Consider the following 14,914-nt stretch of genomic DNA (forward strand, 5'->3'; position numbering starts at 1 on the left):
ATACAACGGAAGACCGGAGACAAGACCATGAACACACGCCTCTCGCGCACCGCGCTCGCCATCGCAGTCGGCACCGCCTTTGCAACCGGCGCCTCGGCGCAGGTGTCCGACGACACGATCCGCATCGGCTTCATCAGCGACATGTCGGGCATCTACCGCGACTACGACGGCCCGGCCGGCGCGGAAGCCATCCGCATGGCGATTGCCGACATGGGCGGCGCCATCGACGGCAAGAAGATCGAGCTGGTCACCGCCGACCACCAGAACAAGCCCGACATCGCAGCCGCGAAGGCGCGCGAATGGTTCGACGTGCAGAAGGTCGACATGCTGATCGCGGGCGTCAATTCGGGCGCCGCGATCGCCATGGCGGGTGTGGCCGCAGACAAGAAGAAGCCGTACTTCGTGGTGGGCTCGGGCGCCTCCAGCCTCACCAACGAATACTGCTCGCCCTACACGGTGCACTACGCCTACGACACGGTGGCCATGGCGCGCGGCACCGCGAGCGCGGTGGTCAAGGCGGGCGGAAAGAGCTGGTATTTCGTGACCGCCGACTACGCCTTCGGCGCCGCGCTGCAGACCGATGCGGCCAAGATCATCAACGCCAGCGGCGGCACCGTGGCGGGCTCGGTGAAGCATCCGCTGGGCGCGAGCGATTTCTCGTCGTTCATGCTGCAGGCGCAGGGCTCCAAGGCGCAGGTGCTCGCGCTCGCCAATGCGGGCGGCGATACGGTCAACGCCATCAAGTCGGCGGCCGAGTTCGACATCAGCAAGAACATGAAACTGGCCGGCATGATCATCACCATCAACGACGTGCATGCGCTGGGCTTGAAGACCTCCCAGGGCATGTACCTCACCGACAGCTGGTACTGGAACCAGAGCCCCGAGTCGCGCACCTGGGCGCGGCGCTTCTTCGACAAGCACAAGCGCATGCCCTCCTCCTTCCATGCCGGCGACTACTCGGCCGCACTGCAGTACCTGCAGGCGGTGAAGGCGGCGGGCAGCGACGATGCCGACAAGGTGATGGCGCAACTGCGCAAAACGAAGTTCAACGACATGTTCGTCAAGGGCGGCTGGTTGCGCGACGACGGCCTCATGGTGCACGACATGCAGCTGATGCAGGTGAAGACGCCCGACGAATCGAAAGAGCCGTGGGACTACTACAAGGTGGTCGAGCCGATCCGCGGCGAGGCCGCATGGACGACGAAGGCAGAGAGCCGCTGCGCGCGGTGGAAATCATGAGCAATGGATCACTGGATGTGAAGCGCGTCGCGGTCGTCGGCACCGGCGTGATCGGTGCGAGCTGGGCCGCGTACTTCCTCGCGCACGGGCTCGACGTGAACGCGACCGATCCGTCGCCCGGCGCCGAAGACCGGCTGCGCGATGCGGTCGCGCAGCACTGGCCGACGCTGGTGCGCTTCGGCCTCGCGGAAGGCGCCTCGGTGGATCGGCTGCGCTTTCACGACAGCCTGGAAGACGCGGTGTCCGTGGCCGACTTCGTGCAGGACAACGGCCCCGAGCGCATGGACTTCAAGATCGAGCTGTTCCGCCGCATGGACGCGGCCGCGCCGCCGGAAACCATCCTCGCGTCGAGTTCGTCGGGGCTCGCGATCAGTGGCGTGCAGGCGGGCTGCGCGCACCCGCAACGCGTGGTGCTCGGGCATCCGTTCAATCCGCCGCACCTGATTCCCCTGGTGGAAGTTATTGGCGGCGAGAAGACTTCGGCCGAAGCGATCGACCGCACGATGGCGTTCTACGCGGCCATCGGCAAGCGGCCGATCCACGTGAAGCGCGAGGTCAAGGGCCACATCGCGAACCGGCTGCAGGCTGCGCTGTGGCGCGAGGCCTTCCACCTTGTCGACGAAGGCGTGGCGAGCGTGGCGGACATCGATACGGCGATTGCGCACGGCCCCGGCCTGCGCTGGGCGGTGATGGGGCCGTTCATGAACCTGCATCTCTCGGGCGGCGCGGGTGGCATCGAACATGTGCTCGCGCACCTGGGCGGGCCGATCGAGGATTGGTGGAAGGACCTGGGCGCGCCGTCGATGACGGCCGCGCTCAAGCAGAAGGTGACCGAAGGCGTCGCGGAGGAACTGGGTGCGCGCCGCACCGCCGACCTCGAAGCCGCACGCGACACCCTGCTGTTGGACCTGATTCGTGCCAAGGCCGACACCGGCAAACTCGACTGACATGACCGACTTCCTCCTCGATGAAAGCCTGATCGCCCCACCCCGCACGGTGCGCATCGACTTCGACGATGGCTCCTTCGCGCTGCGCTCGCCGCAGGCGCTGAAGCCTTATGCGCGCTGCCTCGGCGAATGGATCGAACGCTGGGCGCGCGAGACACCCGATGCGCTGGCATTCGCGGAACGCGACGAGAGCGGCGAAGGCTGGCGCAAGCTCGACTACCGCGCGCTGCGCCATGCCGTCGGTGCGGTCGCGCAAGGCCTGCTCGACCTGAAGCTGCCGGTGGACAGGCCCCTCGTGATCCTCTCGGACAACGCGATCGACCACGCGGTGCTCATGCTCGCGGCGATGCACATCGGCCGCACCGCCTGCTCGCTGTCGAGCGCGTACTCGCGGATGGCGAAGGACCCGTCGCGGCTGCACGGCATGCTGAAGGCGCTCGGGCCCTCGCTGATCTACGCGTCCGATGCCAGGGTGTACGGCGGCGCCCTCGTGGGCTGCGGTGTCGAGGCCGTCACGGTGTTCAGCCGCAATGCGGATGCGCATCCGGGGGCGATGGCCTTCGACCAGTTGCTCGCAGCCAGCGAAACGCCGGCCGTGATGGAGGCCTTCGCATCCGTCCTCCCCGACACGCACGCCAAATACCTGCTGACTTCCGGCTCCACCGGCAAGCCCAAGGTGGTGATCAACACGCACCGCATGCTGTGCGCCAACCAGCAGATGATGGCGCAGACCTGGCGCTTCCTCACGCAGGAGAAACCGGTGCTGGTCGACTGGCTGCCCTGGAGCCATACCTTCGGGGGCAATCACGATCTGCACATGGTGCTGTGCCACGGCGGCGCGCTCTACATCGACGAAGGCCGGCCCGCGCCGGGCCTGATCGAGAAGACGGTGCGCAACCTGCGCGAGGTGAAGCCCACGCTGCTGTTCAACGTGCCGCGCGGCTTCGACATGCTGCTGCCCTTTCTCGAAGCCGACGATGCGCTCGCCACCGAAGTGTTTTCCCGGCTGCGGCTGGCCTTCTATGCGGCAGCGGCGCTCGCGCCCTCGACATGGCAACGGCTCGAAGCGGTGGCAAAGCGCGTGCGTCCTTCGCGCCCGCTGTGGCTCACCACGTCATGGGGTGCGACGGAAACCTCGCCCGCCATCACCTCGGCGCATTGGCAACTCGACGGCGCCGGCTGCATCGGTGCGCCGCTGCCGGGGCTCGAACTCAAGTTCGTGCCCAACGGCCAGAAGCTGGAGATGCGGGTCAAGGGCGTCTCGGTGTTCCCCGGCTACCGCGATGCGCCACGTGAAACGGCGGAGGCTTTCGACGAAGAGGGCTACTACCGCATCGGCGACGCCGGCTTTCTCGCGAACGCCGCGGAGCCCGCGCACGGCGTGATCTTCAACGGCCGCGTGGCCGAGGACTTCAAGCTCTCGACCGGCACCTGGGTGTCGGTGGGTACGCTGCGCGTGAAGCTGGTGTCGCTGCTCGCGCCGCACGTGCAGGACGTGGTGCTCACCGGCCACGACCGCGACGAGATCGGCATGCTGGTGTTTGCCAGTCCGCAGGCCGCGGCGCTCGCACCCGAGGCGCTGGCCGAACGCATCGCCAGCGTGCTGCGTTCGCTGCGCGACGAAGGCGCGGGCTCGTCGCAATGCCCGGCGTGCGCGCTGGTGCTGGCCGAGCCGCCCAGCCTCGACGCGGGCGAGATCACCGACAAGGGCTACATCAACCAGCGCGCGGTGCTCACGCGTCGCGCGGCCGATGTGGCGCGGCTGCATGCGGCAGACCAAGACCCTCAGGTGGTGCGCCTGCGCAATTAGTCAGTCGATCACGACGGCTGCTCGAACAGCGCCAGCAGTGTGTTCTTGAGCCACTGGTGCAGCGCCGAAGTCTCGTGCCGCTGGTGCCAGAACAGCTCGATCACGCGCGGCGGCGCCTCCAGCGGCACGGGCATCAGGCGCAGGCCCGCCCGGCGCGCGGGCTCGAATTTCTCGGACCACGGCAGCACCGCGATCAGGTCGGAGCGGCGCACCACCTCGTAGGCGGCGGCGTAGTGGTTCACCGTCGCGACCAGGTTGCGCTGCAGCCCCCGGCTGTGCAGGAAGAGGTCGTAGGTCGGCGTGGTCTTGCCGAGCAGGCTCACGTCGATGTGGCGCGCGGCCAGGAATTTCTTCAGCGGGATTTTTTCCGTGCGCGCCAGCGGGTGCCCCGTGCGCATCACGCAGACGAAGTCAGGTGACCACAGCGCCCGCGACTTGAGGAAGGCCGGCCGCTGCACCTCTTCGTTGTAGACGCTGATCGCGAAGTCGGCCTTGTTGTCGGCCAGCACCTTGTCGAAGTCCACCAGCGTGTTGGGAATGGCGTGGATCAGCATCGAGGGCGCCGCCTTGCTGAGCTTGCCGGCCAGGCGCGGCACCACGATGCTGGAGACGTAGTCGGACATCGCGATGCTCAGGCTCGCGGTGCTGCGCAAGGCATCGAAGCTCTCGACATCGAGCGTGCCGCGAATGGCATGCAGCGACTGCGACAACGGCTCCCACAGGTCGATGGCGCGCCGCGTCGGGTTCACGCCCGCACCGCTGCGCACGAACAGCGGATCGTCGAAAGTCTCGCGCAGCCGCCGCAACGCATTGCTGACGGTGGGCTGGGTCAGCGAGAGCTTGCGGGCGGCGCGGGTGACGTTGCCTTCGGTCATCAAGGCCTCGAACACCTTGAGCAGGTTGAGGTCAGCGGTGCGGTAGGTCATTCACGGCCTCTATAAACACAATCACGCGTATAAATTTGCCGTTATATCCCCTCGACCCTACGATTTGGCGCGTCATCGCCATTTCGTCTTGCATCCGGAGTTGAGGGATTCCCATGACCATGCTGTCGGCCCGCATCGAGCGCCTGCCCTTCTCCGGCTTTCACCGCCGGCTGTTGTTGATGGGGGGCCTGGGCTACACCTTCGATGCGATGGACGCCGCGGTGATCGCCTTCGTGCTGCCTGTGCTGCGCACCGAATGGGGGCTCAGCAGCGTGCAGATCGGCGTGCTGGCCAGCGCGAACTTCATCGGCTTCTTCTTCGGCGCGCTGGCGGCCGGCTCCTGCGGCGACCTGATCGGGCGACGCAAGGTGATGATGTCGGCGCTGGCGATCTACTGCGTCGCCTCGCTCTTCAGCGGCATGGTGAACGACTGGACGGTCTTCCTCGGGCTGCGCATCGTGGCGGGCTTCGGCGCCGGCGCCGAGAGCGCGATCATCGCGCCCTACCTGTCGGAGTTCGTGGCGCGGCGCTACCGCGGCACCTTCACGGGCGCGCTGGCGGGCTTCTTCTCGTTCGGCTTCGTCGCCGCGGCGCTCCTGGGCTACTTCATCGTGCCGGCGCATCCGCAGGGCTGGCGCATCGTCATCTTCATCACGGCGCTGCCGGTGGTGCTGCTCTTGTGGTGGCGCCGCGCGCTGCCGGAGTCGCCGCGCTGGCTCGAAAGCCAGGGGCGCGAGAACGAGGCGCTCGCCATCATGGACGCGATGGAAGACAACCACGTGCGCAGCGGCCGCGCGCTGCCCGCGCTCAACGCCGAAGACGTCGCCGCCCCGCCGCCCAGCACGAGCCGCGGCAGCCTCTTGAAGAACTACGCGACGCTCGTCTCCAGCAAGCTCATCCGCATCAGCACCATGACCTGGCTGATGTGGCTCTCGATCACCTTCAGCTACTACTCGTTCTTCACCTGGATTCCGAGCCTCCTGATCCAGAACGGCATGACGATCACCAAGAGCTTCGGCTATTCGCTGGTGATGTACATCGCGCAGATCCCCGGCTACTTTTCGGCCGCCTGGTTCAACGAGCGCATCGGCCGGCAGGCCACCATCGTGAGCTACATGCTGCTGGGCGGGCTCTGCGCGCTGGGCCTCGCATTCACGCACAGCGACGGGCAGATCATGGTCGCGGGCGTGCTGCTGTCCTTCTTCATGAACGGCACGTACGCAGGCGTCTACGCCTACACGCCCGAGGTGTTTCCGACGCAGGTGCGGGCGACCGGCTCGGGCCTGGCCTCGGCCATCGGGCGCATCGGCGGCATCACGGCGCCGATCCTGGTGGGCTTCATCTACCCGACGGCCGGCTTTGCGGGCGTGTTCGGCATGACGACGGCGGTGTTGCTGCTCGGTGCGGCGGCCGTCACGTTCATGGGCATTCCCACGCGCGGCCGCTCGCTCGAAGACATCGCGGCCAGCGAACTTTCCTGATCCTTCGACAACCATGCAGCCCAACTCTCTCGAAGATTCCCTTTCGGCCGTGGCGCTCGCCCATGCCGACACCACCCAGCCGCACGCCACGTTCGACGCCATCGACAAGGCGGTCGCATCGACCATCGGCCACCGGCTCTTCACCATCCTGGTCCACCACCGCGAGGCGCGCGAATCGGAGCGCGTGTACACCAACATGCGCGAGGCCTACCCGGTGGGCGGGCGCAAGCCCATCACCGATTCGCCGTGGATGCAGCAGGTGATGCAGCGCGGCCTGCCCTACATCGGCCGCAACGCCGAGGACCTGCGCGACGTGTTCTACGACCACGAACTCATCGTGTCGCTCGGCTGCCGCAGCGTGCTGAACATTCCGCTGCGCTGGCAGGGCGAGACGCTCGGCACGCTCAACATGCTGCACGAGGAGAACTGGTATGGCGACGGCCACGTCGAGCTCGCGCGCGTGTTCGCGCAGCTGGCGGTGCCGGCCGTGATGGCGCAACAGGCGAAGGAGTCCCAGGCATGACGACGACGAACACCTTTCTTTTCAGGAACGCGAACCTGCTCGATCCGCTGAGGAAAGACCTGCTCGAAGGCCATGACATCCTGGTCGAAGGCGGCGTGGTCCGCGAGGTCTCCGACAAGCCGCTGCAGAGCAAGACGGCACGCGTCATCGACGTGAAGGGCAGGACGGTGATGCCCGGCCTCATCGACCTGCACGTGCACGTGATCGCGGTGGAGCTGAACCTCTCGCGCCAGGTGCACATGCCCAACGTGCTCATCACGCTGCGCAGCGTGCCGATGCTGCGCGGCATGCTGCGCCGCGGCTTCACCACGGTGCGCGATGCGGGCGGCGCGGGCTTCGCGTTCAAGCAGGCGGTGGACGCCGGCCTCGCGCAGGGGCCGCGCCTCTTCGTCTCGGGCCGCGCGCTCAGCCAGACGGGCGGGCATGGCGACATGCGCGGGCGCTCCGACTTCCTCGATCCGGCCGCGACCTGCTCGACCTGCGTGCGGGTCGGCGCGCTGGCGCGCGTGGTCGACGGCGTCGACGCGGTGCGCCGCGCCGTGCGCGAAGAACTGCAGATGGGCGCCGACCAGATCAAGATCATGGCCTCCGGCGGCGTGGCCTCGCCGACCGACCCGGTGGGCGCCTTCGGCTACAGCGAGGACGAGATCCGCGCCATCGTGGAAGAAGCCGCGGGGCGCGGCACCTATGTGATGGCGCATGCCTACACCGCCGCGGCCATCGCGCGCGCCGTGCGCTGCGGCGTGCGCACCATCGAGCACGGCAACCTCGTGGACGCGCCCACGGCCGCGCTGATGGCCGAGCTGGGCGCCTACGCGGTGCCGACGCTGGTCACCTACGACGCGCTGGCCAACGAGGGCGAGCGCTTCGGCCTGCCCAAGGACAGCGTCGCCAAGGTGGCGGACGTGCGCGAAGCGGGCCTGCGCTCGCTGGAGATCTACAGGAAGGCCGGCGTGAAGATGGGCTTCGGCTCCGACCTGCTGGGCGAGTCGCAGCGCCTGCAGAGTGACGAGTTCCGCCTGCGCGCCGAGGTGCTGTCGCCGGCCGAGGCGATTGCCAGCGCCACCGTGGTCGGTGCCGAGGTGCTGGGCATGCCGGATCGCCTCGGTCGCCTCGTGCCGGGTGCGCTGGCCGACATCCTCGTGGTCGATGGCAATCCGCTGCGCGATGTCGAATGCCTGCTGGGACAGGGCGAGCGCATTCCGCTGGTCATGAAGGAAGGCGTGGTCCAGTTCGACGCGCTGGCGTGAAGTCCCGGGTCGCGGTCTTGGCGGTCAGGCCCCTGCGAACCACTCGCGCCACAGCTTGCGCGCCTTGTCCTGGTAGCGGCGCGTGACGGCCTGCAGCGCGATGCGCGGCGCCGGCGACATGAGCTCGGCCGGCAGCAGCGGATCGCGGATGAGGTGCGCGATGACGGCGCGCCCCAACAGCAGCGACTCGCGCACGGCCGCTTCGAGCGGCAGCTTGTCCAGCCGCTTCTCGCTGCGCTCGATGCCGGTCTGCAGGCGCTGGTAGCCGGCCGCCAGCGCTCGCACGCTCCACAGCTTGCGCGCAGCCGCCTGCGTGGCTTCGTCCATGTCGGCAAGGCGGAACACCAGCGCCTTCGAGGACAGGCCCAGGCCCTGCAGCTGTTCGCGTTCAGTCGCCAGTCCGCCCTTCAGGTTGTCGGGCCGGATGTGCAGGCCGGTCTGCAACGGGGCGAAGCCGCGCAGCGACAGCGCCAGGCCATGGTGGCGCCAGGCCGTCTTGTCCGAACGCGGCACGCCCGCGTCGTGCACGGCGAGCCAGTCGTTGCGCCATGCGACAGCCTGCGCGTCGCGCTGCCGCCAGCCGTCGACCGCGCGCGACAGCGCGGGCCCCGCGCGGTTGAGCGCATAGCTGCCGCGCTCGCTGCGTTCGATCTTGCCGTCGCTCGCAAGCCGCGTGAGGGCCACGCGCAGCGTGGATTCGCCGATGCCCATCAGCGCGCCGGCGCGGCACAGCGACTGTGCGCCCAGCATGCCGCTGTGGGCGACGAGCAGGTCGAGGATCAGTTCCGGTGCGCTCGGAATGGCGACCTGGACATTGCATATTTTTTCCACGTTTGCACATCGGAGAAATATTTCCTACGATGACCGAGAGCTGTTGAGTAAGTAATTTTGCCTCCAAGGGAATGCGCCATGACCATGGAATACGTGACCTATGACACGGATCGGGCGGTCTGCACCCTCACGCTGAACCGCCCCGACAAGCGCAATGCCGTCAACGGCATCGTGGCGGCCGAGTTGCGCCAAGCCTTCGAGCGCTTCGAAGCCGACGACGCGCTGCGCGTGGCGATCCTCACCGGTGCGGGCGGCCACTTCTGCGCCGGTGCCGACCTGGGGGCCGTCGGCAACCCGGACGAGCGCAACGAGCTCGACCCCGAGGGCGGGGGCAGCGGGCCGATGGGGCCGACGCGCATGGCGTTGTCCAAGCCACTCATTGCGGCAGTGAATGGCTATGCGGTGGCCGGTGGCCTCGAACTGGCGCTGCTCGCGGACCTGCGCGTGGCCGACGACGACGCGGTGTTCGGCGTGTTCTGCCGCCGCTGGGGCGTGCCGCTGATCGACGGTGGCACGGTGCGGCTGCCACGCATCGTGGGCATGGGGCGCGCGCTGGACATGATCCTCACCGGACGTCCGGTCTCCGCGACGGAGGCACTGGCGATGGGCCTGGTCAACCGCGTCACGCCGCCGGGCGGCGCACTCGCCGCGGCGCGGGAGCTGGCCCTGCAGATCGCCGCGTTCCCGCAGCAATGCATGCTCGCCGACCGCCGCTCCGCCTACGCGCAGTGGGACCTGCCGCTGGCCGACGCCCTGCGGCGCGAAGGCGCGCAGGGCGTGCCCATCGTCTTTGCCGAAGGCGAAGCCGGCGCCGCGCGCTTTGCCGGCGGCTCGGGGCGGCACGGCACCTTCAAGGGCTGAGTCAACGACTCAGGGACTCAGAGACTCAAGGACCGGACCGCCGCCGCAGCGCGGTGCGCAGCGCCTTCGCGAAACGTGCGTCGGCCATGGCGCCGACGTTGAAGCGCGACCAGCGCGAGACCTGCGTCGAATCGACGCTGAAGATGCGCCCCGGCGCCATCACGATCTTGCGCGGCAGCAGTTCCTTGGCAAAGGCCAGCGAGTCGGCCACGCCGGGGAGCGCCGCCCAGATGTAGAGCGACTGCGGGGTGCGCGCAAAGACCTCCGCATCGACCGAATCGAACAGCTGCAACGCCTTGCGCGTGGCCTCGCCCAGGCGCGTCTGCAGGCGGTTCAGGTGCCGCTGGTAGTGGCCCTCGCTCAGGATCACGTCGACCGTGCGCTCGCTGTACTCCGAGCTGCTCACGTGGATCAGCGCCTTCAGGTCCGCGAGGTCGCTCGCGAGATCCGCACCGCAGGCGATGAAGCCCACGCGCAGCGCCGCGGAGAACGACTTCGAAAAGCTGCCGATGTAGATCGTGCGCTCCAGCTGGTCGAGCGCCGAGAGCCGCGGCAATGCGGTCGGCTTGAAGTCGGCCAGCGGGTCGTTCTCCACGATCAGCAGGTTGTATTTCTGCGCGAGCTGCAGCACGCGAAAGGCCTTGGCCGGCGAGATGTCGGAGCCCGTGGGGTTGTGCGCGAGCGACTGCGTGAAGAAAAGGCGCGGCCGCTCGGCGATGAGCAGCTGCTCCAGCACGTCCAGGTCGGGCCCGTCCGCCAGGCGCGGCACGGCCAGCATCTGCGCACCCGCGAGCTTGAGCTTGCCAAAGAGCGGGTAGTAGCCCGGGTCATCGACCAGCACCTTCCCGCCGGGCGGCACGAAGTAGCGGATGACGATGTCCATCGCCTCGTTGGCGCCGTGCGTGAGCACGATCTGCCGCGGCTCCGCGCCGATGCCGAAGTCCGCGAGCTTGCGCACGAGGTGGTCGCGCAGCGGCGCATAGCCGAAGCGGCTGCCGTAGCGGAACAGCGCGCCGAGCCCCGTGCGGACGACCTTGGGGTGGTATTTGTCCAGGCGCACATCGGCGAGCCATTCGACGGGCGGAAAGCCATCGCCCACCGCGACCGCATCGGGCTGCGTCTTGAGTTGCTCCCGCATGAGCCACACGATGTCCATCGCGCGGCCGAGGCTCCCCGCGTCTTCCTCGGGCGGCTTGGGGCTGGACTGCGCGAGCACGAAGTAGCCCGAACCGCGCCGCGGCTCGACAAGGCCGCGCGACACCAGCAGCTCGAACGCGGCCACCACGGTGTTCTTGGCATAGCCATGCAACTGCGCCAGTTCACGAAGGGACGGCAGCTTGTCGCCGGCCTTGTAGGCGCCGCTCGCGATCTGGCGCGCGAGGGTGTCGGCGAGCGAATCGGCGATCGTGGTCATGGGCCGAGACTGTGACACAGCGAACCGCTGCGGCGCACCACTGTCCGCACTGTCCCGCCAAACTGTGCCTTCCGCTGGCGGTACAGCCGGCCTAAATTGCCTGCTCCCGAATTCATCTTCCGAAGAGACACGCAACGATGGTCGCCGACTCCCGCATTCCCAATTTCCGCGCGTTGACACCCGCACAGCGCTTTGCCCATATCGCCGAGGCCGCATCGCTCACCGACGACGAGGTGGCGTTGCTCGCCCGGCCCGGGGCCCTCAGCGTGGAGCGCGCCAACGGCATGGTCGAGAACGTGATCGGCACCTTCGAGCTGCCGCTGGGCGTGGCCGGCAACTTCACCGTGAACGGGCGTGACTACCTCGTGCCGATGGCGGTGGAAGAGCCTTCGGTGGTCGCAGCCGCATCGTTCATGGCCAAGCTGGCGCGCGAGGGCGGCGGCTTCGAGGCCTCGAGCACCGGGCCGCTGATGCGCGCGCAGGTGCAGGTGATCGGCATCACCGACCCCTACGGTGCGCGGCTCGCGCTGCTGCGTGCGCGCGAAGAAATCCTGGCCGTGGCGAACAGCCGCGACAAGGTGCTGATCGGCCTGGGCGGCGGCTGCCGCGACATCGAGGTGCATGTGTTCGGCGACACGCCGCGCGGCGCGATGGTGGTGATGCACCTCATCGTCGACGTGCGCGATGCCATGGGCGCGAACACCGTCAACACCATGGCCGAGGCGGTGTCGCCGCTGGTCGAAAAGCTCACGGGCGGCACGGTGCGCCTGCGCATCCTGTCGAACCTGGCGGACCTGCGGCTGGCGCGCGCCCGCGTGCGGCTGGCGCCCGCGGTGCTGGCCACGCGCGAGCGCAGCGGCGAGGAAGTGGTCGAGGGCGTGATCGATGCGTACACCTTCGCGGCCATCGACCCCTACCGCGCGGCGACGCACAACAAGGGCATCATGAACGGCGTCGATCCGGTGATCGTCGCGACCGGCAACGACTGGCGCGCGGTGGAAGCCGGCGCGCATGCCTATGCCTGCCGCAGCGGGCGCTACACCTCGCTCACCACGTGGGAGAAGGACGCGACGGGCGCGCTGGTCGGCACCATCGAGATGCCGATGCCGGTGGGCCTGGTCGGCGGCGCGACGAAGACGCATCCGCTCGCGCGGCTCGCCTTGAAGATCCTCGATGTGAAGTCGGCGCAAGAGCTCGGCGAAGTCGCGGTGGCCGTGGGCCTCGCGCAGAACCTGGGCGCCCTGCGCGCGCTCGCCACCGAAGGCATCCAGCGCGGCCACATGGCGCTGCACGCCCGCAACATCGCGCTGGTCGCGGGCGCCACCGGCGACGAGATCGACAGCATCGCCAAACAGATGGCCGCGGAGCACGACGTGCGCACCGACCGCGCGGTGGCGCTGCTCGAAGCGCTGCGCAAGAAGTAAGCAGGCAAGGCGGGAGCGCCCCGCAGACGGACCGCGGCCGAAACCGCGGCGGCCGCGCAGGCGGCCGTTACATAACCAAAGACGGAGACATCAGGAAATGAACGCAGATAGTGCAACGCCCGCCCGTTGGCGGCTGGTGGAGATATGGGGCGACACCGCCGACCTGGGCCACCTCGCGTGGTCGATCGTCATCGGCGTCGCCGTGAGCCTCACGGGCTATCTCGTGGCAAGCCGCGTGCTCGCAAGCGCCGTGAGCACGCCCGAGCTGGCGCGCGCCTACGCGATGCTCGCGGGCCTCGGTGGCTGCGTCGTCTCGGGCGTGATCTGCGCCAAGCTCTTCGCACCGAAGCGCGAGGTGGTCGAGGGCACGGACCCCGATCCGCGCTGGCGCGAAGAAGTGCTGGCCGAGCTGGCCGGCGAGCACGGCGACCTGGGCTCGGTGGACGACCTGCCGCCGTCGGTGGTGCGCGAGATGAAGGAGCTCGAAATCTACGACCTGTTCGCGTCGTACAAGCCCCGCGCTCGCAGCGCTGAAGGAGCCGCACCGTGATCGAAGCCGCACTCCTGAACCAGATCCTCGTGGCCACGGGCATGGGCCTGGTGGGCGCCATCGTGTTCGCGGCCATCGGCCTCGTCTCGGGCACTGACGAAACCACCACGCTCGCGCCGCTCACGCTGCTCGTGGTGCTGCTGGGCGTGCCGCCCGAAGGCGTGTTCACCTTCTTCCTGGCGGCCGCCGTCGCCAAGCACATGACGCACGCGGTGCCCACCGCGCTCCTGGGCATTCCGGGCGACACCATGGCCACGCCGCTGCTGCAGGACGCCAACGTGCTGCGCAACCTGGGCGTTCCGCACATCGCGCTGCGCAAGATGGTGTCGGGCGCGATCATCGCGGCCTTCATCGCCGTGCCGCTGGCCGTGCTGTTCGCGGTGCTGCTGGCGCCCTACGGCGCGGCCATCACCAAGGCGGCGCCGTGGATCTTCGTGGTGGCGGCCGTGGCCATTGCGTACTTCTCCAGCGGACGCTGGGCCTCGGTGGCCACGCTGGTGCCGTTCGTGATGGTGATCGTGGCGCTGCAGGCGCTCACCGGCAAGTACGGCGTGAAGCTCAGCATCAGCTACTTCCTGGGCATTGCCATCGGGCCGCTGGTGGCCGACCTGTTCTCGGTGATCTCGCCTGCGGCGCGTGCGCGCATGAAGCGCGAGAAGGTCCGCACCTTCTCGCTCGCGCCCGACGTGAAGGGCTGGACGGGCTACTTCCCGAATCCGTTCAAGGTGCTCGACCGCACGCAGGTGAAATGGACCCTCGCGACCGCCACGATCTCCAGCGCCACCTTCGTGTTCAGCCCGGTCGCGATGACGGTGGTGCTGGGCGAGCTGGTGGGCTCGCGCATCAAGCATGCGTACCACCGCCTCACCACCACGCTGGCCGCACGCAACGGCGTGACCGAGGCCACCTACATCGCCGAGGCGCTGATCCCGCTGATCGCCATCGGCCTGCCGCTGAGCCCGGTGGCAGCGGGCCCTGCCGCACCGCTCTTCAACGCACCGCCGGTGTACACCATCGACTCGGCCACCGGACAGACGCACAACCTGCACAACCTCTTGAACCACTGGGAATTCCTGGGCTACGGCATGCTGGCCGTGGTGCTCGCGGCGCTGGTGGCCTATCCGTTCACCATGAACTTCGCGCGCCGCGCGGCGCTGTTCGTCTCGCGCAAGGTGAGCCACGAGGCGATCATCGCGACCTTCGTCGGATTGATCGTGGTGATCAGCGTGTGGGAAGGCCAGCTGCTCGGCCTGCTGGTGATCCTCACGATGGGCCTGCTGGGCGGCCTGCTGTCGCGCGCCATCGGGTTCAACACCGGCGTGCAGTTCATGGGCTACTACACGGCGGTGCTGACGGTGCCGGCGGTGATCAAGGCGTTTTCGTAGTCCTGGTCTGGCGTGTTCAGGGCGACGATCACGCCGACGGGGTACCTTGCTCCGCGAATGTCCCCCGGGCTTCGCCCTCCTCCTTGATTTCGCTGCGCAAGGCACCCCATCGGCGCGCTCGTTTTCAGAGCAGTCGTTGATCGGCGATACACCAATAGCGTGCCCAAGTGCGCAGGGCATCGGGTGCTCCCCGCAGCGAAATAAAGGAGGCGCCGAAGGCTGGGGACATTCGCGGAGGGGAGCACCCGGTGGCCTGTGCACACGCCCTGAAGA

Annotated in this window: 13 protein-coding genes; 10 read left to right on the plus strand and 3 right to left on the minus strand. The window is 68.3% G+C overall.

All coding sequences use genetic code 11. The annotated features are described in order from the left end of the window. The first annotated feature begins 27 nt into the window (after positions 1-27). Genes BM133_RS16010 through BM133_RS16020 form a run of 3 tightly spaced genes read left to right on the plus strand, consistent with a single transcriptional unit; the run spans position 28 to position 3,996 of the window. Positions 28-1,239, plus strand: coding sequence for an ABC transporter substrate-binding protein (locus BM133_RS16010; protein ID WP_093435516.1), 1,212 nt, complete (start codon positions 28-30; stop codon positions 1,237-1,239). Then, positions 1,236-2,186, plus strand: a complete 951-nt coding sequence (locus tag BM133_RS16015; protein WP_177224849.1) for a 3-hydroxyacyl-CoA dehydrogenase NAD-binding domain-containing protein — start codon at positions 1,236-1,238, stop codon at positions 2,184-2,186. Before BM133_RS16010 ends, BM133_RS16015 begins: the two co-directional genes overlap by 4 nt. Before the next feature lies 1 nt (position 2,187). After that, on the plus strand, positions 2,188-3,996 hold the full coding sequence (locus tag BM133_RS16020; protein WP_093435521.1) for a feruloyl-CoA synthase: 1,809 nt from the start codon (positions 2,188-2,190) through the stop codon (positions 3,994-3,996). Positions 3,997-4,004: 8 nt separating this feature from the next. On the opposite strand, the gene BM133_RS16025 is transcribed toward BM133_RS16020, so the two are convergent. Then, the gene (locus BM133_RS16025) at positions 4,005-4,922 is read right to left on the minus strand and encodes a LysR family transcriptional regulator (protein WP_093435524.1); all 918 of its coding nucleotides are present in this window, start codon (positions 4,920-4,922) and stop codon (positions 4,005-4,007) included. Between the two features lie 113 nt (positions 4,923-5,035). On the opposite strand from BM133_RS16025, the gene BM133_RS16030 reads away from it, so the two are divergent. Genes BM133_RS16030 through BM133_RS16040 form a run of 3 tightly spaced genes read left to right on the plus strand, consistent with a single transcriptional unit; the run spans position 5,036 to position 8,176 of the window. Further along, on the plus strand, positions 5,036-6,403 hold the full coding sequence (locus BM133_RS16030; RefSeq protein WP_093435526.1) for an MFS transporter: 1,368 nt from the start codon (positions 5,036-5,038) through the stop codon (positions 6,401-6,403). A gap of 13 nt (positions 6,404-6,416) precedes the next feature. Continuing rightward, entirely contained in the window at positions 6,417-6,926 is a 510-nt protein-coding gene (locus BM133_RS16035; RefSeq protein WP_093435529.1) for a GAF domain-containing protein, read from the plus strand. Then, a complete protein-coding gene (locus BM133_RS16040; RefSeq protein WP_093435532.1) occupies positions 6,923-8,176 on the plus strand; it encodes a metal-dependent hydrolase family protein in 1,254 nt (417 codons plus the stop codon). Before BM133_RS16035 ends, BM133_RS16040 begins: the two co-directional genes overlap by 4 nt. 24 nt (positions 8,177-8,200) lie before the next feature. Here the strand turns inward: BM133_RS16040 and BM133_RS16045 are convergent, their stop codons facing one another. Then, a complete protein-coding gene (locus BM133_RS16045) occupies positions 8,201-9,007 on the minus strand; it encodes a PaaX family transcriptional regulator (RefSeq protein ID WP_093435534.1) in 807 nt (268 codons plus the stop codon). A gap of 84 nt (positions 9,008-9,091) precedes the next feature. On the opposite strand from BM133_RS16045, the gene BM133_RS16050 reads away from it, so the two are divergent. Next, positions 9,092-9,868, plus strand: coding sequence for a crotonase/enoyl-CoA hydratase family protein (locus BM133_RS16050; protein WP_093437030.1), 777 nt, complete (start codon positions 9,092-9,094; stop codon positions 9,866-9,868). A gap of 25 nt (positions 9,869-9,893) precedes the next feature. On the opposite strand, the gene BM133_RS16055 is transcribed toward BM133_RS16050, so the two are convergent. Beyond that, positions 9,894-11,282 carry an aminotransferase-like domain-containing protein gene (locus tag BM133_RS16055; protein ID WP_093435537.1) on the minus strand — a complete coding sequence of 463 codons (1,389 nt, stop codon included), beginning with the start codon at positions 11,280-11,282 and terminating at the stop codon, positions 9,894-9,896. 137 nt (positions 11,283-11,419) lie between these two features. Between BM133_RS16055 and BM133_RS16060 the strand changes: the two genes are divergently transcribed. The 3 genes from BM133_RS16060 (at position 11,420) to BM133_RS16070 (ending at position 14,641) form a co-directional block, all read left to right on the plus strand. Beyond that, positions 11,420-12,706, plus strand: a complete 1,287-nt coding sequence (locus BM133_RS16060) for a hydroxymethylglutaryl-CoA reductase, degradative (protein WP_093435539.1) — start codon at positions 11,420-11,422, stop codon at positions 12,704-12,706. A gap of 97 nt (positions 12,707-12,803) precedes the next feature. Further along, on the plus strand, positions 12,804-13,256 hold the full coding sequence (locus BM133_RS16065; RefSeq protein WP_093435542.1) for a hypothetical protein: 453 nt from the start codon (positions 12,804-12,806) through the stop codon (positions 13,254-13,256). Continuing rightward, complete coding sequence (locus BM133_RS16070) at positions 13,256-14,641, plus strand: tripartite tricarboxylate transporter permease (protein ID WP_371286343.1); 1,386 nt, start codon at positions 13,256-13,258, stop codon at positions 14,639-14,641. The genes BM133_RS16065 and BM133_RS16070 overlap by 1 nt, the downstream gene beginning before the upstream one ends. Positions 14,642-14,914 lie beyond the last annotated feature (273 nt).

It is taken from the genome of Variovorax sp. 770b2 (genome assembly GCF_900115685.1).
Classification (GTDB): domain Bacteria; phylum Pseudomonadota; class Gammaproteobacteria; order Burkholderiales; family Burkholderiaceae_C; genus Variovorax.

What these genes read in the sequence shown, in the direction of transcription:
- BM133_RS16025 (WP_093435524.1), bottom strand. Translation starts at nt 4,922, where the DNA reads ATGACCTACCGCACCGCTGACCTCAACCTGCTCAAGGTGTTCGAGGCC.
- BM133_RS16040 (WP_093435532.1), top strand. Translation starts at nt 6,923, where the DNA reads ATGACGACGACGAACACCTTTCTTTTCAGGAACGCGAACCTGCTCGAT.
- BM133_RS16020 (WP_093435521.1), top strand. Translation starts at nt 2,188, where the DNA reads ATGACCGACTTCCTCCTCGATGAAAGCCTGATCGCCCCACCCCGCACG.
- BM133_RS16065 (WP_093435542.1), top strand. Translation starts at nt 12,804, where the DNA reads ATGAACGCAGATAGTGCAACGCCCGCCCGTTGGCGGCTGGTGGAGATA.
- BM133_RS16010 (WP_093435516.1), top strand. Translation starts at nt 28, where the DNA reads ATGAACACACGCCTCTCGCGCACCGCGCTCGCCATCGCAGTCGGCACC.
- BM133_RS16060 (WP_093435539.1), top strand. Translation starts at nt 11,420, where the DNA reads ATGGTCGCCGACTCCCGCATTCCCAATTTCCGCGCGTTGACACCCGCA.
- BM133_RS16055 (WP_093435537.1), bottom strand. Translation starts at nt 11,282, where the DNA reads ATGACCACGATCGCCGATTCGCTCGCCGACACCCTCGCGCGCCAGATC.
- BM133_RS16015 (WP_177224849.1), top strand. Translation starts at nt 1,236, where the DNA reads ATGAGCAATGGATCACTGGATGTGAAGCGCGTCGCGGTCGTCGGCACC.
- BM133_RS16050 (WP_093437030.1), top strand. Translation starts at nt 9,092, where the DNA reads ATGGAATACGTGACCTATGACACGGATCGGGCGGTCTGCACCCTCACG.
- BM133_RS16035 (WP_093435529.1), top strand. Translation starts at nt 6,417, where the DNA reads ATGCAGCCCAACTCTCTCGAAGATTCCCTTTCGGCCGTGGCGCTCGCC.
- BM133_RS16030 (WP_093435526.1), top strand. Translation starts at nt 5,036, where the DNA reads ATGACCATGCTGTCGGCCCGCATCGAGCGCCTGCCCTTCTCCGGCTTT.